17 protein-coding genes are annotated in these 20,572 nt (G+C 68.0%); 4 read left to right on the plus strand and 13 right to left on the minus strand.

From position 1 onward, the window contains the following. Positions 1–94 precede the first annotated feature (94 nt). Together UK23_RS42175 and UK23_RS42180 are read right to left on the minus strand one after the other, a co-directional pair. Positions 95–1,480, minus strand: a complete 1,386-nt coding sequence (locus UK23_RS42175; RefSeq protein ID WP_045317432.1) for a carbohydrate-binding protein — start codon at positions 1,478–1,480, stop codon at positions 95–97. A 124-nt stretch (positions 1,481–1,604) separates the two neighbouring features. After that, complete coding sequence (locus UK23_RS42180; protein WP_082115422.1) at positions 1,605–3,248, minus strand: bifunctional 3'-5' exonuclease/DNA polymerase; 1,644 nt, start codon at positions 3,246–3,248, stop codon at positions 1,605–1,607. Positions 3,249–3,465: 217 nt separating this feature from the next. Here UK23_RS42180 and UK23_RS42185 point away from each other — a divergent pair, with 217 nt between their 5' ends. Together UK23_RS42185 and UK23_RS42190 are read left to right on the plus strand one after the other, a co-directional pair. Next, positions 3,466–4,383 (plus strand): class I SAM-dependent methyltransferase, encoded by a 918-nt coding sequence (locus UK23_RS42185; protein WP_045317433.1) that lies wholly within the window; start codon positions 3,466–3,468, stop codon positions 4,381–4,383. A 111-nt stretch (positions 4,384–4,494) separates the two neighbouring features. Beyond that, positions 4,495–6,924, plus strand: coding sequence for a hypothetical protein (locus UK23_RS42190; protein WP_045317434.1), 2,430 nt, complete (start codon positions 4,495–4,497; stop codon positions 6,922–6,924). Here the strand turns inward: UK23_RS42190 and UK23_RS42195 are convergent. Continuing rightward, positions 6,911–7,834, minus strand: a complete 924-nt coding sequence (locus tag UK23_RS42195) for a proline dehydrogenase family protein (protein WP_045317435.1) — start codon at positions 7,832–7,834, stop codon at positions 6,911–6,913. The two genes, UK23_RS42190 and UK23_RS42195, sit on opposite strands and share 14 nt — an antisense overlap. Beyond that, complete coding sequence (gene pruA / locus UK23_RS42200) at positions 7,834–9,462, minus strand: L-glutamate gamma-semialdehyde dehydrogenase (protein ID WP_045317436.1); 1,629 nt, start codon at positions 9,460–9,462, stop codon at positions 7,834–7,836. Before pruA ends, UK23_RS42195 begins: the two co-directional genes overlap by 1 nt. Before the next feature lie 112 nt (positions 9,463–9,574). Here pruA and UK23_RS42205 point away from each other — a divergent pair, with 112 nt between their 5' ends. Further along, entirely contained in the window at positions 9,575–11,083 is a 1,509-nt protein-coding gene (locus UK23_RS42205; protein WP_082115424.1) for a PucR family transcriptional regulator, read from the plus strand. Here UK23_RS42205 and UK23_RS42210 read toward each other — a convergent pair. The 8 genes from UK23_RS42210 to UK23_RS42245 all read right to left on the minus strand — a co-directional run bounded on the left by UK23_RS42210 (position 11,065) and on the right by UK23_RS42245 (position 17,163). Continuing rightward, complete coding sequence (locus tag UK23_RS42210; RefSeq protein ID WP_045317438.1) at positions 11,065–11,682, minus strand: YidC/Oxa1 family membrane protein insertase; 618 nt, start codon at positions 11,680–11,682, stop codon at positions 11,065–11,067. The genes UK23_RS42205 and UK23_RS42210 overlap by 19 nt on opposite strands. A gap of 39 nt (positions 11,683–11,721) precedes the next feature. After that, positions 11,722–12,003 carry a DUF6412 domain-containing protein gene (locus UK23_RS42215; RefSeq protein WP_052685522.1) on the minus strand — a complete coding sequence of 94 codons (282 nt, stop codon included), beginning with the start codon at positions 12,001–12,003 and terminating at the stop codon, positions 11,722–11,724. A 13-nt stretch (positions 12,004–12,016) separates the two neighbouring features. Then, the gene (locus tag UK23_RS42220) at positions 12,017–12,751 is read right to left on the minus strand and encodes a hypothetical protein (RefSeq protein WP_045317439.1); all 735 of its coding nucleotides are present in this window, start codon (positions 12,749–12,751) and stop codon (positions 12,017–12,019) included. Next, on the minus strand, positions 12,748–13,293 hold the full coding sequence (locus tag UK23_RS42225) for an RNA polymerase sigma factor (protein ID WP_045317440.1): 546 nt from the start codon (positions 13,291–13,293) through the stop codon (positions 12,748–12,750). The genes UK23_RS42220 and UK23_RS42225 overlap by 4 nt, the downstream gene beginning before the upstream one ends. A gap of 46 nt (positions 13,294–13,339) precedes the next feature. Then, the gene (locus tag UK23_RS42230; protein WP_045317447.1) at positions 13,340–13,927 is read right to left on the minus strand and encodes a uridine kinase; all 588 of its coding nucleotides are present in this window, start codon (positions 13,925–13,927) and stop codon (positions 13,340–13,342) included. Beyond that, on the minus strand, positions 13,924–14,466 hold the full coding sequence (locus tag UK23_RS42235; protein WP_045317441.1) for a DUF402 domain-containing protein: 543 nt from the start codon (positions 14,464–14,466) through the stop codon (positions 13,924–13,926). Before UK23_RS42235 ends, UK23_RS42230 begins: the two co-directional genes overlap by 4 nt. After that, positions 14,444–15,718, minus strand: a complete 1,275-nt coding sequence (locus UK23_RS42240; protein WP_045317442.1) for an FAD-dependent oxidoreductase — start codon at positions 15,716–15,718, stop codon at positions 14,444–14,446. The genes UK23_RS42235 and UK23_RS42240 overlap by 23 nt, the downstream gene beginning before the upstream one ends. A gap of 86 nt (positions 15,719–15,804) precedes the next feature. Next, positions 15,805–17,163 carry a GAF domain-containing protein gene (locus UK23_RS42245; protein WP_231114924.1) on the minus strand — a complete coding sequence of 453 codons (1,359 nt, stop codon included), beginning with the start codon at positions 17,161–17,163 and terminating at the stop codon, positions 15,805–15,807. Positions 17,164–17,345: 182 nt separating this feature from the next. On the opposite strand from UK23_RS42245, the gene UK23_RS42250 reads away from it, so the two are divergent. Next, positions 17,346–18,683 carry an aldehyde dehydrogenase family protein gene (locus UK23_RS42250; protein WP_045317444.1) on the plus strand — a complete coding sequence of 446 codons (1,338 nt, stop codon included), beginning with the start codon at positions 17,346–17,348 and terminating at the stop codon, positions 18,681–18,683. Between the two features lie 3 nt (positions 18,684–18,686). Here the strand turns inward: UK23_RS42250 and UK23_RS42255 are convergent, their stop codons facing one another. Further along, on the minus strand, positions 18,687–20,270 hold the full coding sequence (locus UK23_RS42255) for a beta-N-acetylhexosaminidase (RefSeq protein WP_052685524.1): 1,584 nt from the start codon (positions 20,268–20,270) through the stop codon (positions 18,687–18,689). Between the last annotated feature and the right edge of the window lie 302 nt (positions 20,271–20,572).

The raw sequence follows: 20,572 nt of genomic DNA on the forward strand, positions 1-20,572 counted from the left end.
GTGTCAAGGTAGTGCTCTCCCGCTGAGCTAATCGTCCGCGTCTTGCCGGACGAGATTCTAGCTCAAGGCAGAGCCGGGTTGCTCACCCAGGGGGTCAGGTTCCGAACTTCACCCAGTTCACGCTCACATAGGGCGCGGGCTGACCGGACGTGAAAGTCACGTACACGTCGTGCACCCCGCTGATGTTGGAGATGTTGGCGGGAATGGTTCTCCACGCGTCCCAGCCCCCGGTGTTGCCGACCGCGAACGTGCCCACGGGAGACGCCGTCCGCGAGTCGAGCCGCACCTCGACCAGCCCGCTCACGCCGCCCGAAGCACCAGACGCCACGCGGGCGTAGAACTGCCGGGCCGGACCCGAGCCGAAGTCGACGCGGGAGTACTTCAGGTAGCCGCCGTTGCCGATCTGGTTCACCGCCGATCCGCCGTCACCGACGCCCACCGAGCCACCGGACCGCTCCGCCGCGCTCTCCGCCTGCAGCTCGGAGTAGGCCGAGCCGCCGCCACCGGGAGGGGTGGTCGTCGTCGTGGTGGTCGTCGGGGGAGTGGTGGGACCGCCGCCAGCCGAGTAGACGGCCACGTAGTCCACGACCAGCGAGTGGCCGGACTGGGTGGCCGCGACAGGGGTCGGCTGGCCTGGGTTCAGCGCGTCGGGGAACGCGCCGCCGATCGCGAGGTTCAGCAGGACGAAGTACCCCGCGTGCGACGTCATCTGGTTCCACACGGTCGTGCCGACGCGCGCCTGGGTGACCTGGTGGAACTGCTGGCCGTCGACGAACCACGTGAACGTCTTCGCGGCGTCGTCCCACTCGAAGCGGTAGGTGTGGAAGGCCGACTGGCAGGACGCGCCTGGGCACGCCCGCGAGTTGCCGATGCCGGTGAACTCGCCACAGGCACCGCCGGGCGCGACGTCGCAGTGCAGCACGCCCCACACGGAGTTGATGCCGTTGACGTTCTCCATGATGTCGAACTCGCCGATGCCCGGCCAGTTCCAGTAGTTGCCTCGGAACGGTGACCCGAGCGCCCAGAACGCCGGCCAGTAGCCCAGCGCGGCCTGGCCGGTGACGTTCGGCATCTGGATGCGGCCCTCGATGGCGAGCTTGCCGCCCGGCGCCGGCTTGAAGTTCGAGCGCTGGGTCTCGATGCGCGACGACGTCCAGTTGCCCGCGCCGTCCTTCAGCGCGGTGATCCGCAGGTTGCCGGACCCGTCGAGTTTGATGTTCTGCGTGCTGTTCGTGTAGTTCTGGATTTCTCCGGTGCCCCAGTTCGCGGGGCCTCCCGGGTACGCGTGACCCAGGTCGAAGATCCAGTTGGAGCTCGACGGCAGCGATCCGTTCGGGCCGTTGAAGTCGTCACCCCACACCTGCGTCCATCCCGCAGCAGGGGGTGGGATCGAAGCGTTGGCGGACATGGCGGCGATAGCCAGGGGTACCGCGGCAAGAAGAGCTGTCGTGGCCGCGAGGATGCGGCGGCGTGGCTTCATGCGCGAGTGACCTCCTTGTCACGGGTGCAGTCCATTTATGAGAGCGCTCTCACGGGATCGATTCAAGCAGCCATTCGGAGCAACGACGTCGAACGGCGCAGGTCGGGCAGCGTCTCGTTTGGACTTATTTCGCGTCGGCGTAGCAGGTCACGGGCACGGCGTTCATCGGGAACCGCACCGCCGTCTCGCCGAACAGCAACCGGGTGGCTTCCCTTCCGGCCGCGGCGATCGCCTCGGTCACCGCCTCGGCGTCCTCGCGCGGGCAGTGCACCAGCACCTCGTCGTGCTGGAAGAACACCAGGTGGGCGTCCTGCGGGAGCTTGTTGCGCAGCACACCCAGCAACGCCGCCGTCCAGTCCGCCGCGCTGCCCTGCACCACGAAGTTGCGGGTGAACCTGCCCCAGTTGCGCGCCGCCTGCCGAGACGAGCTCGACACCTCACCGGAGTCGTTCGCCCCACCGGTCAGCTCCTGCCAGGCCGCGGACGGCGCGGGCGAGGTGCGGCCGAGTCGCGTGCGCACCATCCGGCCCTGTTCGCCGGCCTGCGCGGCGGCTTCCACGTAACCGATGGCCGTGGGGAACCTCTTGCGCAGCACGGCGAGCAGCGGTCCGGCCTCACCGGACGTGCCGCCGTAGATCGCCGAGAGCATCCCGATCTTCGCTCTCGGCCGCTCGCCGGAGAACGAGTCCGCGGCCAGCGCGGAGTACAGGTCGTCGTCCGTGCACACCTCGATCAGCCGCTGATCTCCTGACAGGGCAGCGAGAATCCGCGGTTCGAGCTGCGAGGCGTCGGCCGCCACGAGAACGAAGCCGTCGTCCGCGATCACGGCCTGGCGCATCAGCCGGGGAATCTGCAGCGCCGCACCACCCTGTGACGCCCACCGCCCCGACACCACGCCACCGACGACGTAGTCCGGCCGGAACCGCCCGTCGCTCACCCACGCGTCGAGCCACGTCCAGCCGTGCGCGACCCACAGCCGTGCGAGCTTCTTGTACTCCAGCAACGGTTCCACGGCCGGGTGGTCGATCTTCTCCAGCACCCACTTGCGCGCGGACGACACGTCGATGCCCTCACGTGCGAAGGCGCGGACGATGCTCGCGGGCGCGTCCGGGTTGATCTCCTTGCCGCCGAACGCCTCCCGGATCCGGTCAGCCAACGCCTGCAACAACTTCGGTCGCACTCCCGGTGCCGTGCGTGGCCCGAGCATCTCCTCGAGGATCGCGTTGTGCACGTCCTCCCGCCACGGCAACCCGTGGTGCGTCATCTCCGCCGCCACCAACGCCGACGCCGACTCGGCCGCGATCAGCAGCCCGAGCGCCGGATTCCGTTGCTGTGCCCGGAAAACCATCGACAACGCGGCCAGCTCGTCGGTGCCGCCGGGCAGCTGGGTCGGCTCCGGCTCGAACAACGTCAGCTCGACGTCCTTCTTGCGCGGCCCCAGATCGGAAGGGGCGGGCAGTCCCAGCTCGCGCGCCACCGCCGCGGCCAGCTCCTTGGGCTCGCGGTGGCGGCCGTCGGCGCCGAGCAGCAGCGACTCGGTCAGGTGCAGGTCCCAGCACCGGTCGACGCGCACGCCGGCGGCGAGCAGCAGCGGATAGGTCTCGGCCGTGTCCGCCCACACCCACCGCGGTCTGTGGGCACGTTCGAGCGACGCGACGGCGGAGGTCAGTGACGAGGCTGCCATCTCGGGACCCGCGGGCGTCCCGTCGTCGTGCAGCTTCTGCCACCGGCCCGCACCGTCCGCGTCCGGGACGAGAGCAACCAGCACACCCCAGATTGTGCCCGTGAGGTCTGACAGTTTCAGTCCAGGCTGAAATCGAGCTGGACCGGGAAATGTACCGGGATAATTTGGAAAGGTTTACAACAATCGTTTTCTCGGCCGAACTCTATGAATTCCCCCGAATTGGATGCGCGAAAGGGCATTACCTAGTGGGAGCGCTGCCACAGTGCGGAACCTAAGGAACGCTCACCTTGGGAGAAGGCTCATGACCAACGGCAACGCGGCTACCGGCCTGCGCGACCTCAACGCCGGCATCCCCGGCGCTGACCAGATCAAAGGCGCCGTCTCGGCGGTCTACGACGACGTGGCGTCGTGGTCGCGGACAGGCGACTTCTGGAACTGGGGCATGCACTGCCCGGAACTGCTGAATGAACTGACCGATATTTGCCCGAACTTCAACGCGGGTGTGAGCGACGGTTTCTCCGAGCAGCTCTACTTCCAAACACTGCGCGGCCTCCCGTACTCGAAGAACGAGTTCAGGAGCCTCAACGTGCTGGAGGTCGGCTGCGGCATGGGCGAGGGCCTCAACTTCCTCTCCCGGCTCGTCGACCCTGCCCGAGCGGTCGGTCTCGACCTGTCCGGGGCCGCCATCCGCCGGGCCAACGCGCTGCTCGCCCGCGGCGACCGCCTGACCTACGTCGAGGGCGACGCCGAGCGGCTGCCGTTCTCCGACGGCGAGTTCGACCTCGTCATCAACGTCGAGAGCTCGCACAACTACCCGGACGTCGAGCGGTTCTTCGGCGAGGTCGTCCGCGTGCTCAAGCCGGGCGGGCACTTCTCGATCATCGACGTGTACGACAGCCGCTCGTACGCGCGGTTCGGCGCGCTCCAGCAGGAGGTCGGCGAGCTGACGTGGATCCACGAGCGCGACGTCACGGAGAACGTGAAGAGCTCGATCCGCCAGCGCATGGCACCGGGCAGCTTCTTCCGCAAGGAGTACGCCCGCAAGCAGATGCCCATCAGGGCCCGGATCATCGGCGGGCTCGGCGGCGCGCACTACGCCGGCGCGGACTTCATCGGCCACCGCGATGCCCTCTCACGCGTCCTCGAACTGGCCAGGGTCCGCCCGAAGTTCGTCGGCCAGTACGAGAGTTACCGCCACCACCTGGCCCGCCGTGCGTAGTCGTTGGAGGATCTCCAACCCAGTCAGCAAAGGAGTGAAGGAAAAACGGGAAGACTCCACGATGGTGTGGTCTTCCTACCCCTCGCCTGACCATTTGCCGACTATGAGGCTGTGGACCGAGCACTCAGCGTCGCCGCACTGCTGGACCCCACCCATCAGGTGGTCCCCTTTCACGGCAGAGAATCCGAACTGCAGGCACTCACGCAGTGGCGTGACGGCCCTGCTGCTCAGGCGTCCCTGCTGCTGCACGCTCCAGCGGGCGCGGGCAAGACCAGGCTGCTCCAGCGTTTCGCCGAGGAGTTCTCAGCGGAGCGCGAGGAGGAGCACGGCAGGCTGCTGCTCATCGACGACGCCGACCGCCTCACCTGGAACGACATCTTCCTGAGGCTGCAGGACACGCTCCGGCACGGCCCGGAACGCACGCGGGTGCTGCTGGCGGCGAGGACCACGGGCTGGTGGTGGTCCTCGACCCGCCAGCGCATCGCGGACTTCGACCACGAGGTCAGCGACCTCGAGCTCGAACCGACGCTGGCGGACCGCGCGGAGTCGTTCACCCTCGCCTGCCAGCACTTCGCCAAGCAGCTCAACGTCACGGCCCCGGACGAGCCGCCACCGAACATCGCCCGGGAAACGGTCCTCGACCTGCACATGGCCGCGTTGACGGCGGTGCACGGCGACCCGTGCGACGTGAACCGCACCCAGCTCGTCCGCCAGCTCCTCAAACACGACAACGGTCCCGGAACAGGCCGCATCGCCGAGGACTACCTCGCGGTGGCCAACCCGGACACCCCGGACCCGGACCTGCTCGCCCGCGCCGCCGAACGCTGGCCGCACCTGCGCCCGAAGCTCGACGAACTGATCGACGCGAACCCGAAGATCGTGCTCGACATGCAGCGCGACAGCCTCCGCATCGCCGCCGAGCTCGGCTCGTTCGCGACGCTCGACCACATCGCCCGCCAGGTCTTCCGCGACGAACGGTTCGCCACCTGTCCTATCCCCTCCATCCTCACGAAACGCCTGATCGAGCGCGCCCAGGACACCCTCGAACGCGCCGAGATGTACGGGATGCTCAGCGCCCGCACGTCACTCTGCGGCCTGCGCGAAGAGGCCGTCGAGGCCTCGGAGGCCGAGGTCGGCTGTTACCGCGAGCTGGTCGAGCAGGACCACGAGAACCGGCCGTTGCTCGCGGACTCGTTGGGCGACCTCGGCCTGAGGCTCATCGCCGTGCACCGCACCGACGAAGTCCTGAAGGTCTCCGAGGAAGCCATCCAGCTCTGGCACGAGATCGCGATCGACGACCCGGAGACCGTCCCGCAGCTCGCGTCGGCGTTGGAGCAGATCAGCTACCGCTACCAGGCACTCGGCATGCCGGAGGCGTCGATGGACGCCATCAGCCGCGCCACTCTGATGTACCAGGAACTCGCGAAGAACCACCCGGCGCTGTTCCGCGTCGACTTCGCCAGGGTCGCCGCCACGGTGGCCCGCCGGTACCACGCGGAGGGCGAGAACACCTGCGCCGCCGAGTCGATGCAGCTCTCGATCGCGAACTGGCGCATCCTCGCCCAGGAAGACCCGCGCTACGAACCGGAACTGGCCCGCAACCTCGCCGACGCGGGCACCATGCTGGTCGAGCTGCGCCGGGCCGAAGCCGCGAACGAGACCCTCAAGGAAGCCGTGGAGGTCTTCCGCCGGCTCGCAGTGGTGAACCCGCAGACGTTCCGATCCGAGCTGGCGGACGCACTGATGCGGCACAGCCGGGCGTTGCGCGACCTGTGCGAGGACCCGGACGCGAAGCTCACCGCGCAGGAAGCCGTGATGCTGTGGCGGGAGACCGAGGACCGCAACGGGCTCGGCGCCGCGCTGCTCAACGTCGTCAAGGTCGCCCACGACTTCGACACGGAACTGGCGGCCGCGAGCGAAGCCGTTGAGGTGTACCGGGAACTGGCTGCCGAGAACACGGTCTGGCACCAGGTCGACCTCGCGGTCGCCCTGGCCACGCTGACCGAGCAGCAGCTCATCCACGACGAGATCGACCTGGCGCTGACCACCGCGGCCGAGGTGTTCGACATCGCGCGCCGGCTGCCGTCCCAGCTGGTCGACTCCTTCGGCGTCAAGCTCGCGATCGCCCTGCAGCCCATGACGTCCACACTGTCCGAAATGGAGTATCACGCGCACGCGCTGGAGGCGTCCGAGCTGATGGTCGGCATCTGGCGGGCGCACAAGGACAAGGCGCCGGCGTCGTACATCAGCGCCGTGCAGCACCACGCGTGCAAACTCCGCGGCGCGGAACGACGTGTCGAGGCCAGGAACACCGCGCACACCGCCGTCGTCCTGTGGCACCTGCTGGGCAAGGACCTGGACCGGGAGGTGGGGTACGCCGACGCGCTGACGATCTACGCGCGGCTGTGCGCGGAGACGAAGTTCCAGCTGCAGAAAGCACTCCGGCTCACCCACCGCGCGGTGGAGATCATGCGCGCGGCGGATGAGCCGGTGAAGCTGGAGTTCGCCCTCGAAACGGTCGAGGCGCTCAGCTCTTCGTGAGCAGCGACCGCACGAAGAACGCCACGTTGGCCGGACGCTCCGCGAGACGGCGCATGAAGTAGCCGTACCACTCGTCGCCGTACGGGACGTAGACGCGCATGCGGTTGCCCTCGGCGGCGATGCGGCGCTGCTCCTCGGGCCGGATGCCGTACAGCATCTGGAACTCGTAGGAGTCCTTCGACCGGGCCGAAGCGAGGTCGGCGGCGATCGCGATCAGGCGCGGGTCGTGCGAGGCCACCATCGGGTAGCCGTCGCCCTCCATGAGCACCTTGAGGCAGCGCACGTACGACAGGTCGACGTCGTGCTTGTCCTGGTACGCAACGGAAGCAGGCTCCTGGTAGGCGCCCTTGCACAGCCGCACGCGCGAACCGGAGTACGCGAGGTCGCGGCAGTCCTGCTCGGTCCTGCGAAGGTACGCCTGCAGCACCGCGCCGACCCACGGGAAGTCCACCCGCAGCTCACGCAGGATGCCCAGCGTGGAGTCCGTGGTGGTGTGGTCCTCCATGTCGAGCGTGACTGTCGTGCCGACGACCGCGGCGGCCGAGCAGATGCGCCGGGCGTTCTCCAGCGCGATCTTCTCGCCGTCGATCGGCAGCGACTGGCCGACCGCGGACAGCTTGACCGACACCTCGGCGCCGTTCGTGAGCCCGTACGACTCCAACCGCGCGAGCAGCGTCAGGTACGCCTCGACGGTGTCGTTGGCCTGCGACTCCTCGAAGGTGTCCTCACCGAGGTGGTCGAGCGTCACGAGACGACCGTCGCCCAGCACCTCGGCGGTGGCGCGGATCGCCGCGTCGACGTCGTCACCGGCGACGAACCGCTCGACGACGGGCCGGGTCAGCGGCGTCGACTCGACGAGCTTGCGCGCGCCCTGGTTGCGAGCGGCGGCGAGAAGGGTGCTGCGCAGCATCACGCCCCCTGGTGCGGGTGGAGGTGGTTGGTGGGTGCCGCGAAGGTCTCCTTGATGGAGCGCGGGCTGACCCAGCGGAGCAGGTTGTGGACCGACCCCGCCTTGTCGTTCGTGCCGGACGCGCGACCGCCGCCGAACGGCTGCTGGCCCACGACGGCACCGGTCGGCTTGTCGTTGACGTAGAAGTTGCCGGCGGCGAACCGCAGCTCCTCCTGCGCGTGAGCCACCGCGGCGCGGTCACGAGAGATGATCGAGCCGGTCAGGCCGTACGGCGCCGCGCTCTCCATCTGCTTCAAAACCGTGAGGTAGTCGGCGTCCTCGAACACGTGGATCGCCAGCACCGGGCCGAAGAACTCGGTGGTGAAGACGGAGTTCGTGGGGTCCGAACCGACGAGAACGGTCGGCCGCACGAAGAAGCCGTCCGAGTCGTCCGCGGTGCCACCGGCGGCGATCTCCAGCGACGAGTCCGCACGAGCGGCCTGCAGCACGCCCGACAGCTTGTCGAACGAGCGGCGGTCGATCACCGCGCCACCGAAGTTCGAGAAGTCCGTGACGTCGCCGTAGGTCAGGGCGTCGACCTCGGCCAGGAACTGGTCCTTGATCCTGTTCCACACCGAGCGCGGCACGTAGGCGCGCGACGCGGCGGAGCACTTCTGGCCCTGGTACTCGAAAGCACCGCGGATCAGGGCGACGCGCAGCACGTCAGGGTCGGCCGACGGGTGCGCCAGGATGAAGTCCTTGCCACCGGTCTCGCCGACGATGCGCGGGTACGAGCGGTAGTTGGCGATGTTCGCGCCGACCTGCGCCCACAGCTTCTGGAACGTCGCGGTGGAACCGGTGAAGTGGATGCCCGCGAGGTCAGGCGAGTTGAGCGCGACCTCGGAGACGGCCAGGCCGTCACCGGGCAGCAGGTTGATGACGCCGGGCGGCATGCCCGCCTCCTCCAGCAGCCGCATGGTGAGGTGCGCCGCGAACGACTGCGTGGGCGACGGCTTCCACAGCACCACGTTGCCCATCAGCGCGGGCGCGGTCGGCAGGTTGCCGGCGATGGCGGTGAAGTTGAACGGCGTGATCGCGTAGACGAAGCCCTCGAGCGGGCGGTGGTCGGTGCGGTTCCACACGCCGGGGGAGGAGATCGGCTGCTCGGCCAGCAGGTTGCGGGCGAACTGCACGTTGAAGCGCCAGAAGTCGATCAGCTCACAGGCGGAGTCGATCTCGGCCTGGATCGCGGTCTTCGACTGACCGAGCATCGTCGCGGCGTTGAGCGTCTGCCGCCACGGGCCCGCGAGCAGGTCGGCCGCGCGCAGGATGATCGCCGCGCGGTCGTCGAACGACATCGCGCGCCACGCCGGGGCAGCCTCGCGGGCCGCGCGCAGGGCGTCGGTGGTGTCCTGCTGGGTCGCGCCGGCGAGCGTGCCGAGGACGGAGCGGTGGTTGTGCGGCTGGACGACGTCGAAGCGCTCGCCGCCACCCATGCGCTGCTCGCCACCGATGGTCAGCGTGAGGTCGAGCGGCTCCTTCTGCAGCTCGGCCAGCTTGGCCTGCAGTTCCGCGCGCTCCGGGGTGCCGGGGGCGTACTGCAGCACCGGCTCGTTGACCGGGGCGGGAACCTGGGTGACAGCGTCCACTCGGCAACTCCTCTTCGAGTACTTGGGGTGCCCAAACCGTAAGTCCGCGCGACCTCGGCCTCGTTGTGCAAACGGCCAAGATTCACCTGGTCAGATGTACGATCGAACAGTTATGAGTCTCCGCCACATCCTGATCGCTTTGGGCGATCCGCTCGTCTCGCTGCAGGTCGCACCCAACGGCCTGGAGGTCGACGTGCGCGATGTCGTGATCATGGATCCGGACGACCCGCCAGATGTCGCCGTCGGCGATCTCGCGCTGCTGATCGGGGCTCGTGGACGGGCCGCGTTGCCGCTGATCAGGGCTGCGGGGCGGGCTCGAGCCGCTGCCGTGGCCGTCAAGGAGTCGACTCAGGCGCTCGAACAGGCCGCGGTGGACGCGGGCGTGGCGTTGCTGGAAGTCCGGCCCGAGGTGCGGTGGGCGCATCTGGAGTCGTTGGCCAGGGGTGTTCTGACGACCACGACCGACGACGGTGAGGTGCTCGGCGACCTGTTCGCGTTGGCGCAAACGATTGCGACCCTGACCGGCGGGATCGTCAGCATCGAGGACACCGCCAGCCGGGTGCTGGCCTACTCGCGGTCGTCCGACGAGGTCGACGAGCTGCGCAGGTTGTCCATTCTCGGCCGGCAGGGGCCCGAGCCGTACCTGAAGATGCTGCGCGAGTGGGGCGTCTACAACCTGCTGCGCTCGTCCGAGGAGGTCGTCCGGATCGACGAACGGCCGGAGCTGGGCATCCGGCGCCGCATCGCGGTCGGCATCCACGCCGGTTCCCAGCCGCTGGGCGCGATCTGGGTGCAGGAAGGTGACCAGCCGCTGACCGAGCAGGCCGAACGGGCGTTGCTCGGCGCTGCCCGGGTCACCGCGCCGCACCTGATCCAGCAGCGCAACCAGCCGGCGTCCCGGTTCCGCGAGAACCTCCTCGCCGCGTTGCTGACCGGGCGGATGGACGCCGCGACCGTCGCGGGGCAGATCGGTGCCGACCCGTCGAAGCCTTGTGCCGTCGTGGTTTTCGCGCTGCGCGGTGGTGAGGGCGATCGCAGCGAACACGAGCTGCGCCGTGCCGAGATGACCGGGTTGATCTCGGTGCACGCGGCTGCGTACCGGCGCAGTGCGCTGGTGAGCGAGTCGGGCGGGCGCACGTACGTGTTGCTGCCCGATCTCGCTCCGAACGCTCAACTTCTCAGTCTGACCAAAGAAATCGTCACGACCGCTCGACGGCACCTGCACACGTCCGTTCAGGCCGCGGTCGGGTCGGCTGTGTCCACATTGGATGATGCCCAGGTCTCGAGGCAGGAGGCCGAACGCGTGCTCGACGCGATGGCCCGTGACCTCGACGCCGAGGTGGCGACGTTGGCCGACGTCCGGTCACAGGTGCTGGTGAGCGAGATCCTGGCTCTGCTGCAGGACAATCCCCGGATCCGCGACCCCCGGATCGACGCTCTCGACCCGGAGCTCGCGAAGTCGTTGCTGGCTTATCTGGACGCCTTGGGCGACGTGCGAGCCGCGGCCGACCGGCTGCACGTCCACCCGAACACGTTGCGGTACCGGCTGAAGCGGATCGACCTCGACCTGGACGATCCGCTCGTCCGGCTGATCGCGCAGCTTCAGCTCAGGATGCGGTAGAGCAGCGCCCGTTCCGCGATCGTCCACGTCGTCGTGGTGAGCAGGTACAGACCGGCGGCCAGCGGCAGGTAGGCCGCGACCAGGATCGTCATGAACGGCATGACCTTGACCAGGCCGGTCATGAAGCCAGGGGTCGGAGTCGTCGTCATCCGGGACTGTTGCCAGCGCACGGTCAGATACGCGACCACGGCCAGCAGCCCGAACAGGACGAAGAACACCCACGCAAAAGTGCTCACGAAATGAGCACTTAGCGAAATCCCGAAAAAAGTACCCTCCAGGAGAGGGCTGGGGGTCGTGGCCACCTGGTACATGACCATGAAGAACGGCATCGTCGCGAGCATCGGCAGAATGCCCGCGAACATCGAGACGCCGTTCGCCTTGTAGACCTTCTGCGACTCCTCCGAGAGCCGCATCACGTCCTTGCCGTACTTCTTCTGCAGCTTCTGGATCTCCGGGGCGAGCTTGGCCTTGGCCTTCTCGCCGCGGACGGCCGCGCGGGCCAGCGGGTGCAGCATCAGCCGCACCGCCATGGTGAACAGGACGATGGCGAGCGCGGGCGCGCCGAAGCTCGCCAGGGCAGCGCCCAGGTCAGCGAACAAGGGTTGTTTCTCCGTATCGAGTTGGGATTTTCAGGGACGTCAGAACGTCCCGCATCCCGGTGCTCGAGGACGGGCCTTGCCTGCGGCATCAGGGTTTCGCAGCCGCAACTGTGCTGTTCGCTGGGCTCGTTCCCGGATCGAGAGCGACCGCGCCGGTGCCACCGAGAGCGGCACCAGCGCGACGACCACGATCAACGCGAGGGCGAGCGCCGTGACAGCGGCGACGACCTCGGTCGGCGAGGAGAACAACGTGAAGGCGTAGAGGGCAGGCAGGAAGACCGCGAGCACCAACAGCGCTCGGTTCCTGTTCTCCTGCCGCATCACAGCACCGAGGTTACTCGATCGCCTTGACTTCCGGGCTCTCCGTCCCGAGCACTTCGCCCCCGCGGCCGTACAGCGTGATCGAGACCGCACCCGCTCTACCCGGCCACCACGCGATCATCCACCCGTTGCCGAGTGTCGCCGCCACCTGCTTGCCGTCCTCGGTGTTGACGACCGCCTTGGCCACGTCGGGGCCGACCTCGGCGAGCACCGTCCGGCGTGGCTCGCCGTAGCCGGGCTCGGGGTCGAGCGTCTCCACGCTCGCCATGCGGAACCTCTTCGAGCCGAGTGCCGGAATCGGCGTGCTGTTGCGGCCGCCGCCGCCGGCCTCGATCCCCTTCCGCGACCTCAGGCAGGAGTCGTTGCCGTACGGGCCGGTGAACAGGACCATGGTGAGATCACCGCGCTGGTCGATGAGCGTCAACTCGGTCGGCATCGGTGGAAAGTTCGGGAAGTCCCTCCGGTTGACCTGGTCGCGCTCGGCCAATTTCTCCCTGCAGGTCGCGATCATGCCGTCCGTGTTCGGGCCCGGCGCGCGCGGTTCGGCGGTCCACGACGCGTAGGCGGACGGGTTCGTCGGCGTCCACAGCACGGTCGTCGCGACCGCGGCCGCGGCCAGCACGGTCGCGGGCACGGCGATGCGCCACCACCGGCGGCGCGGCTTCTCCTCGATCGCGTTGAGCAGCGCGTGCTTGCGGACCTGCACGCGTGACGGATCGAGCTGCGGGATCTCCGGAGTGATGTTCACAGCGCCTCCTCCACCAATGCGCCGCGGACCGTCCGCTGCGCACGAGCGAGTCGGGACTTCACCGTGCCGACCGGGATGCCGAGCACCTGGGCGATCTGCGCCTGGCTCAGGTCCGACCACGCGGACATCTCCAGCACCTCCCGATCCCCTGCGGACAGCTTCTCCAGTTCCGAGATCACCGCCTTGGTCCTGGTCTCCGCGTCCACCCGGCGTGCCACGTCATCGGCGTGGTCGTCATCGGCGAGCTGCGGCGTCACCTTGCCAAGTGCTGCCTTGTACCGAAAACGCGAGCGTTGGTGGTTCCTGGTGACACCGAGCGCAACTGTGTAGAGCCACGGCAACAGCGATCCCTCAACCGTCACTGACGCGCGCTTGCGCCACGTCTCCATGAACACAACGGACATCAGGTCCTCGGCCACCGCCCAGACGCCGGTGCGGCGCAGGCAGTAGGCGAACACGGCTTGGGCATGGCGCTCGAACAGCAGTCCGAACGCCACGTCCTCACCGGCCCGTACCCGCCCCCAGAGTTCTTCGTCGGTCACGGACCCTCCTCTCTGCCCCGTCTATGTCCGCGGGCGCAGCGGTGGTTCACGACTCGACCAGACCTGGCCGTTCGGGGTGGTCGTAGCGCACGAAGAGGTCCGCGACCGGCTCGTAGTCGTCGAACGCCGGCAGTGTCCACTGCTCAGTGGTCTTGCGCTTCAGAGCGGCGGGGGAGAGCCAGAGGTGGACGGTGAGTTCGGCCGGCAGCCAGCGGTCCAGCAGCAGGGTGCCGTCGACGATCACCACGCCGTTCTCCGGCACGTCGACGTACTCGGCGCGGCTGGCCCGGTCGGTCTCCGCGTTCCACAGCGACGGCAGGACCTTGCCGTCGAGAGCCGGGTCGAGGACCTCGCGTTGGAGCCCGTTGAGGTCGAACCAGTCGTGGCGGTAGGAGTACGGGTCGGTGCGGCCGTGTTCGAGTCGCACCGAGGCCGGACGCAGGAAATCCTCGGTGGACACTCGTTGCACCGCGCGGCCCAAGGCGCGCAACGGTTCCACGACCGCGTCGGCGAGCTTGCCCGGCTCGGCGGCGGGTGCGCCGTCGATCAGGACGCGCACCCGGCCCGCTTGTGCGGAGATCCGGTCGACGATTTCGGTGACGAGCGTGTCGAACGTGAGCGGGCGAACCTTCACGGGTGCCAGTCCGCCCAGGCCGTGTCCCACCAGATGTCGCCGGACGCCAGCATCTTCTCGATCTTGACGCCCTCCGCCCGGATCGACTCGGCTTCCTCCTCGGAGTACTTGCCGGACGCGACCTGTTCCTCGAACTCGTCCAGGTCGCGTTGCTCCCACGTGCCGTCGGGCGCCATCGTGTAGTCGAGCGCGTGGTCGAGGGTTTCGAAACCGTCGCCGACGCGGCGGTAGGGCGCCTGGAGGTTGAGGTAGTAGTTGCCGAACACCCGGTCGTCGCCCTTCCAGAACAGGTCGACCGAGTAGGCGTCCTCAGGCCGGTGCAGCATCAGTTTGCCGTGCCCGCGCCAGAAGCCGCGTTCGGGTTTGTCCCACGGGTGCGGATGGTGGTGGTCGGGGTAGGTGAGCCGGGTGCCCGGTTCCACGAACACCGCGAGCAGCCCCGGCTCGTCGAGGACCACCCTGGTCGGCATCTCCGACCAGACCTTGCCGTGCAGCACCTCCCGCCGCACGACCACCTCACCCGGCGTGAACAACCTCATGGTCTGAATTTACGTGATCACGAAGCGCCGCGTCCTGGGTCAGCATCCGCCGCTTCAGCGCGGGCACGGCGTTCGTGACGCGCAGGAACGTCCGCAGGAACGCCAGCACGACCCGGCCGATCACCGGCTTGTGGATCACGCCGTTGCCGTCCATCTGCTCACGTGACGCCAGCACGGCCTCGAAGCCGTACTTGACCATCTCCTGCTCGTACTCGGAGATCGCCTGGACCACGTCTTTGCCGTGGTGTGCCTCGGTGAGCTTCCGGGTGAGCAGTTCGGCGTCCCGCAGCGCCGTGTTCGCGCCGATGCCGCGGCCCGGCGTCATGAGGTGCACCGAGTCGCCGATCAGCGTGACGTTGCTGGACTCCCACGCTTCCAGCGGTTCCGAGGTGCGGACCTTGATCTCGAACACCGTCTCCGGGTCGGCCAGCCGGAAGAGCTCGCGCAGGTTCGGGTGGAACTTCGGGGTCATGTCCAGGACGACCTGCTTGAGCTGTTCCTGGGTCATGCCCTTCATGTCGGGGAACTTGTCGTGCGAGGCCGCGTAGCCCCACATGATGTAGTCGTCCTCGACGCCTTCGCCGTCGAAGCGCATCACGTGGACGATCACGAACGCGCCCTTGGGGCCGTACAGCAGCGTCACGCCGCCGTCGGCTTTCGGGGGCAACAGCTTCACGTGCTCCGGCGTGAGCGGCAGCTTGCCCGCGATCGTGGTGATTCCGGTGTCCGCGATCTTGGCGTGCGGCAGGTACTGCCTGCGCACCCTGGACTGCGCGCCGTCCGCGCCGACCAGCACGTCGCCGGTCTCGGACGTGCCGTCGTCGAAGAACGCGGTGACCGAGCCGTCGTCGTTGCGGCTGAAGTGCGTGAACGTCTTGTCGAACCGGACGACGTCGTCCAGGCCGTTCAGCAACGCGGTGCGCATCGCGATCCGGCTGACCGACTTCTCGCTGCGGGTGTCGTCGGGGTTGTGGCCGAACTCGCCGACGAACAGCTCCTTGTACTTCTCGGTGCGCATGTTGATCCGCGTGGCCGGACGGGCCGTGGTGCGGACGAACTCCTTGAAGACGTCCGGTGGCAGACATGTGTGCAGTGCTTTGCTGCCGTCCGGGCTGATCCCGACCCGGTAGCCGATCAACATGCTGCGCGGCGTGCGGTCCCGTTCGAACAACGCGACGTCCACGCCGGCCTTCTTCAGCCCGTGCGCCAGGCACAGGCCACCGGTCCCCGCTCCGATGATGAGTACGCGCATGCCAGTTTTTCCGAACACAACAGCCCCCTCAACTAAGTCTCTTAGTTGAGAAGATATTCAGTTGGCGAGACTCTTGTCAACCGTCCCTAGAAGTCGTCACTGTTGAGTCTCCTGAGGCGTGCGGAGCCGATGGCACGTCTGACGTCGTCCACCGGAAGCAGCCTGACCAGCTGTTCCAGGGCTTCGACGTCGTGTTCGCCGGAGTCGGTCTGGGTGAACGTCCAGATCGCGTTCGCGTCACCGCGGGACAGGACCGCCTTGCGCACGCCGGTCGCGAGGTCCTCCCGCTCGGCCAGCACGACGGGCGCCTCGGAGCGTCGGAGCAGAGAGCCGCGGTAGCGAGAGGCGGCCAGTGGCACGTCGCCGTCCTTGAGCGCGGCCCGCACGGCGAGGAAGTCGGCTTCGACGTCCGCGGTGAGCCGGTACGGCCTGGTCGCGAGCACGTCGGTGCCGAGTTGGGCACGCAGGCGGTGCAGCTCCGCGCGCACCGTCGTGGGGTTGCCGCGCTCGCCGTAGAGGCGCAGGGCGAGCTGGCCGGCGGACAGCCTGCCGTGCAACGCCAGCGCGAAGAGGATCTCCGCATGTCTGAGCGAGATCGGCACCTCGCGGCCGTCGAGCACGACCTTGGGTTCGGGCAGCAGGAACGACAGGGACAACACGGATCTGCGCACGTGCCGTTGTCTGGGGATGCGCAGCAGATAGCCCTGGGCGAGGGTTTCCAGCACGGCTTCGCGGCCGTCCGGGAGCAGGATCCGGTCGCTGGACACGTCGACTCTGGACGGCAGCAGTCCGTACGGCTCGACCGCGACGACCCGGCCGGTGGGGCTGAGCAGCGCGCCCGGTTCGCCGCGCAGCGCGATCAGGTGCCGCATGTTCCGGGCTCGCAGCTCCTCGTCCTGGGCGTGCATCCGCGCGAGCATCTCCGACTCGGCGAGCCTCGCCGACGCGGACACCAGTGCCACCATCGACGGGTGGACCGTCTCGATCGGGCCGCTCAGGTCGACGACACCGATCGTCGAACCGGTGTCCGGGTCGCGGATCGGGCTCGCCGCGCACGTCCAGTGGTGGTAGGTCCGCACGAGGTGCTCGGCCGAGTGCACCGTTACGGGTGAGTTGACCGCCAGTGCGGTGCCCATCCCGTTCGTCCCGGCCGCGTCCTCCGACCAGCGCGTTCCCTCGGCCAGGCCGACGTCCTCGGCGCTGGTGCGGGTGTGGTGGTCGCCTTCGCACCACAGGATGTGGCCCTGCGCGTCGGCGACGATCATGATGTGCTTGGACTCCTCCGCGAAGCCCAGCAACGTTTCTCTGAGGATCGGCAGGCTCGGGTGCAGCGGATGCCGTTCGCGCAGGTCCGGCAGCTCGTCCTGGGCGAACACCGTCGGCGCGGTGTGCAGGTCGGGATTCACGTTGGCGGCGAGTGACCGTTGCCACGACGCGGAAATCACCGAGCGTGGCGAATCAGCCGTGCGAGTACCACTCAACACGGCATCTCTGACTCGACTCAGCAACAGTGCGTGTTGCCCGGGTTCGTGGGTCACTGATCCATCCACGGCTTGCAACGAGCATGCAACGTTCTGCCGCCTACTTTCTCATTTTCCCCAACCCAGTCCTGCAGCGGGAGTCGAGAATGACGCAGTACGCGGCACCGGGTCAGCCCGGCAGCGTGGTCGCGTACCGGCCGAGGTACGACCACTTCATCGGCGGCGACTACGTGCCGCCGGTCTCCGGCGAGTACGTCGAGAACGTCACGCCGGTGACCGGTGAGGTCTTCACGGAGGTCGCGCGCGGCACCGACGCCGACCGCGCCCGTGCACTGCACGCGGCCAGCGGCGCCGCACGGTCGTGGGGTCGTACGACCGCGCGAGAGCGCGCCACGGTCCTGGGCGAGATCGCCGACCGGGTGGAGGAGCACGCGACCGAGCTCGCGGTCGCCGAGACGTGGGACAACGGCAAGCCGGTCCGCGAGGCCCTGGTCGCCGACGTGCCGTTGCTGATCGAGCAGTTCCGTCATTTCGCCGCCGTGATCCGCACCGAGGTCGGTCAGGTCGAGCAGCTGGGCCGCGACACCTGCGACTACCGCTCGTTCCAGCCGCTCGGCGTGGTGCACGAGCGCGTGCCGTGGACGTTCCCGCTGATGGCCGCTTCCCGGGTGCTGGCGCCTGCGTTGGCCGCCGGCAACGCCGTGGTGCTGGAGCCCGCGCTGCAGACGCCGGCGTCGATCCACGTGCTGCTCGGCGTGATCGCAGACCTGCTGCCGCCCGGCGTGGTGAACGTGGTCACCGGCTCCGACGATCACCGCGTGCCCTCCGGCCGTTGCCCCAACATCTTCTTCTCCGACGTCACCGCGCAGCGCGACAGCTTCCTGGACAAGGCCCTCGAGGGCTTCGCGATGTTCGCGGCCAACCAGGGCCAGGTCTCCACCGCTCCGTCGCGCGCGCTGATCCAGACCGCCGTCTACGAGGAACTGCTGAACCTGGCGACAATTCGCACGGAGCAGCTGCGGTTGGGCGACCCGCTCGACACCGACACCATGGTCGGCGCGATGGTGTCGCTCGAGCAGCGCGACCGTGTGCTGGCGTACATCTCGCGCGGCAAGGAAGAAGGCGCGCGGCTGGTGACCGGTGGCGAGGCCTCCGGCCACTACGTCCAGCCCACGATCTTCGAGGGTGATCACCGCTCCGCCGTGTTCGCCGACGACGTGCTCGGCCCGATCGTCTCGGTGACCCGCTTCGACGACCGCGACGACGCGGTGAAGATCGCCAACGAGACTGCTCACCAGCTCGGCGCGGGCCTGTGGTGCCGAGACGTGGCGTTGGCGCACAACGTCGGCGCCGAACTTCTCGCCGAGCGGGTGTGGGTCAACAACTACTACGCGTACCCGGCGAACACCGCAGTGCTCGCCGAGTACCGCCGGGTGAAGCACCTGCTGGTCAGCTACTCCGACCGCGCGCAGGGCTACTTCTAGGGGTTACTTCTTCCAGGGCACCTGAGTGGACGCGTAGTAGTTGATGCCCTGGACCTTCCAGCGGGGAGCCTGCGCGCCCAGCCGCGGCGCGAACTTGTCCCAGCTGTGGGTCGCGGCCGTCGACCAGCCGAGCTCGGCGGCCACCGGGAGCCTCGGGAACGCCATGTACTCGATGTCGGCGGAGGTCTTGATGGTCTCCGTCCACAGTGGAGCCTCAACACCCCGGATGCTGGCTTCACCGACGCCGCTCAGGTACGCGCCGGGGTTCCAGCCGTACGCCGTCTTGACCTCGACCAGCCCGGCCCAGTCCTGGCCCAGCTTGGTGTTCTTGTTGTACTTCATGTCGAGGTAGATCCGGTTCGCCGGTGACATCAGCACCTTGTTGCCGCGCTTGGCGGCCGCGGCCACGTTGGCGTCGGACGTCTCCGTGCCCCAGAACTGCGGGATCGGTGCGGTGTCCGTGGTGGTCTTGATGAACTCGTGCCAGCCGGTGGTGACCTTGCCGTACTTCTTGACGATCGGCAGCACCCGGTTCATGAACTTCACGAAGTCCGCATCCGGTGTGGAGAGCGCTTCGTCGCCGCCGATGTGGAAGTACGGGCCGGGCGTGATGGCCGAGACCTCCTTGACGACGTCCTCGATGAACTTGTACGTGACGTCCTTGCTGATGCAGAGGCTGGAGAAGCCGACATCAGTGCCGGTGTAGAGCGGGCGCTTCTTGCCGTCGCAGTTCAGCTCGGCGTAGCTCGCCAGCGCCGCGTTGGTGTGGCCCGGCATGTCGAACTCGGGGATGACGGTGATCCCGCGGTTCTGTGCGTACGCGACCAGGTCCTTGTACTGGTCCTGGGTGTAGAAGAGATTGCCCTTGCGGCCACCCACCTCGGTGCTGCCACCGATCTTGGTCAGCTCGGGCCAGCTCTTGATCTCCAGTCGCCAGCCCTGGTCGTCGCTCAGGTGGAGGTGGAAGTAGTTGATTTTGAAGGCCGCGATCTGGTCGATGTAGCGCTTGACCTGGTCGGGGGTGAAGAAGTGCCGTGCCACGTCGAGCATGGCGCCGCGGTGCTGGTACCTCGGGTAGTCGAGGATGCTCGCGCCCGGCACGGTCCAGGGGCCTGGCTGTTTCGTCTTCGCCTCGGCCTTGGGTGGCAGGAGCTGGCGGAGAGATGCGATGCCGTTGAAGTGGCCCGCTGCCGCGTTCGCCCGGATGATCACCTGCTTCGGGGTCACGTCGAGTTGGTAGCCCTCGTTGCCCACCTTGGGGTCGGCGTTGTTGAGGAGGACTACGCCGTCGCCGGTGACGCTGTCGGTGATCTGGAGGTCGTAGCCGGTGGAGGGGCGGAGGATCGACGCCAGCAGTTCGGCTGGTTTGCGGGCGGTGTCGGTGGCGATTTGGATCTTGGCGGTTTGGGTCAGGGTGAAGGTGATGTCCGGGTGGGGCTGGATTTGGACCGGTTGGGGGACCAGTTCCTGCAGTGGGGTTGCGGCTGCGGTGGCTGCTGGTCCGGTGCCTGGTCCGGCGCCTGGTCCAGTACCTGGTCCGGTGCCTGGTCCGGTGCCTGGTCCGGCGTCTGCGGATGGTCCGGTCACCAGTACTCCTGATCCGGCTAGCACCAGCGCTGTGAGTGCGGTGCGCACTCTGTTCGTGTTCACGCCAATCCTCCAGGGCAAGGGGGGACCTTGTGGTGGCGGCGAAGGGTTCACGGTTTCAGCCGGGGTGTTTGGTGTCAAGGTTTAGACCAATGGAGCCGCCGTTCCGGCGGGAGGGCGCCGTTCCGGCGCGCGCACCGGTTCCGTTGCCGTTCCCCTGTTCCGTTGGCGGGCGACGGTTCCGAGTCCGTAGGTGGTCACCTTGCGAGAGTTCACCTTGCGTTGCGTGCTTCCCCTTGGGG

It is taken from the genome of Lentzea aerocolonigenes, from assembly GCF_000955955.1.
GTDB classification, from domain to species: domain Bacteria; phylum Actinomycetota; class Actinomycetes; order Mycobacteriales; family Pseudonocardiaceae; genus Lentzea; species Lentzea aerocolonigenes_A.

Excerpts from the sequence above, each read along its gene's own strand:
- UK23_RS42175 (WP_045317432.1), bottom strand. The coding sequence starts at position 1,480 with ATGAAGCCACGCCGCCGCATCCTCGCGGCCACGACAGCTCTTCTTGCC.
- UK23_RS42185 (WP_045317433.1), top strand. The coding sequence starts at position 3,466 with ATGACCAACGGCAACGCGGCTACCGGCCTGCGCGACCTCAACGCCGGC.
- UK23_RS42195 (WP_045317435.1), bottom strand. The coding sequence starts at position 7,834 with ATGCTGCGCAGCACCCTTCTCGCCGCCGCTCGCAACCAGGGCGCGCGC.
- UK23_RS42205 (WP_082115424.1), top strand. The coding sequence starts at position 9,575 with ATGAGTCTCCGCCACATCCTGATCGCTTTGGGCGATCCGCTCGTCTCG.
- UK23_RS42215 (WP_052685522.1), bottom strand. The coding sequence starts at position 12,003 with ATGCGGCAGGAGAACAGGAACCGAGCGCTGTTGGTGCTCGCGGTCTTC.
- UK23_RS42235 (WP_045317441.1), bottom strand. The coding sequence starts at position 14,466 with ATGAGGTTGTTCACGCCGGGTGAGGTGGTCGTGCGGCGGGAGGTGCTG.
- UK23_RS42240 (WP_045317442.1), bottom strand. The coding sequence starts at position 15,718 with ATGCGCGTACTCATCATCGGAGCGGGGACCGGTGGCCTGTGCCTGGCG.
- UK23_RS42250 (WP_045317444.1), top strand. The coding sequence starts at position 17,346 with ATGACGCAGTACGCGGCACCGGGTCAGCCCGGCAGCGTGGTCGCGTAC.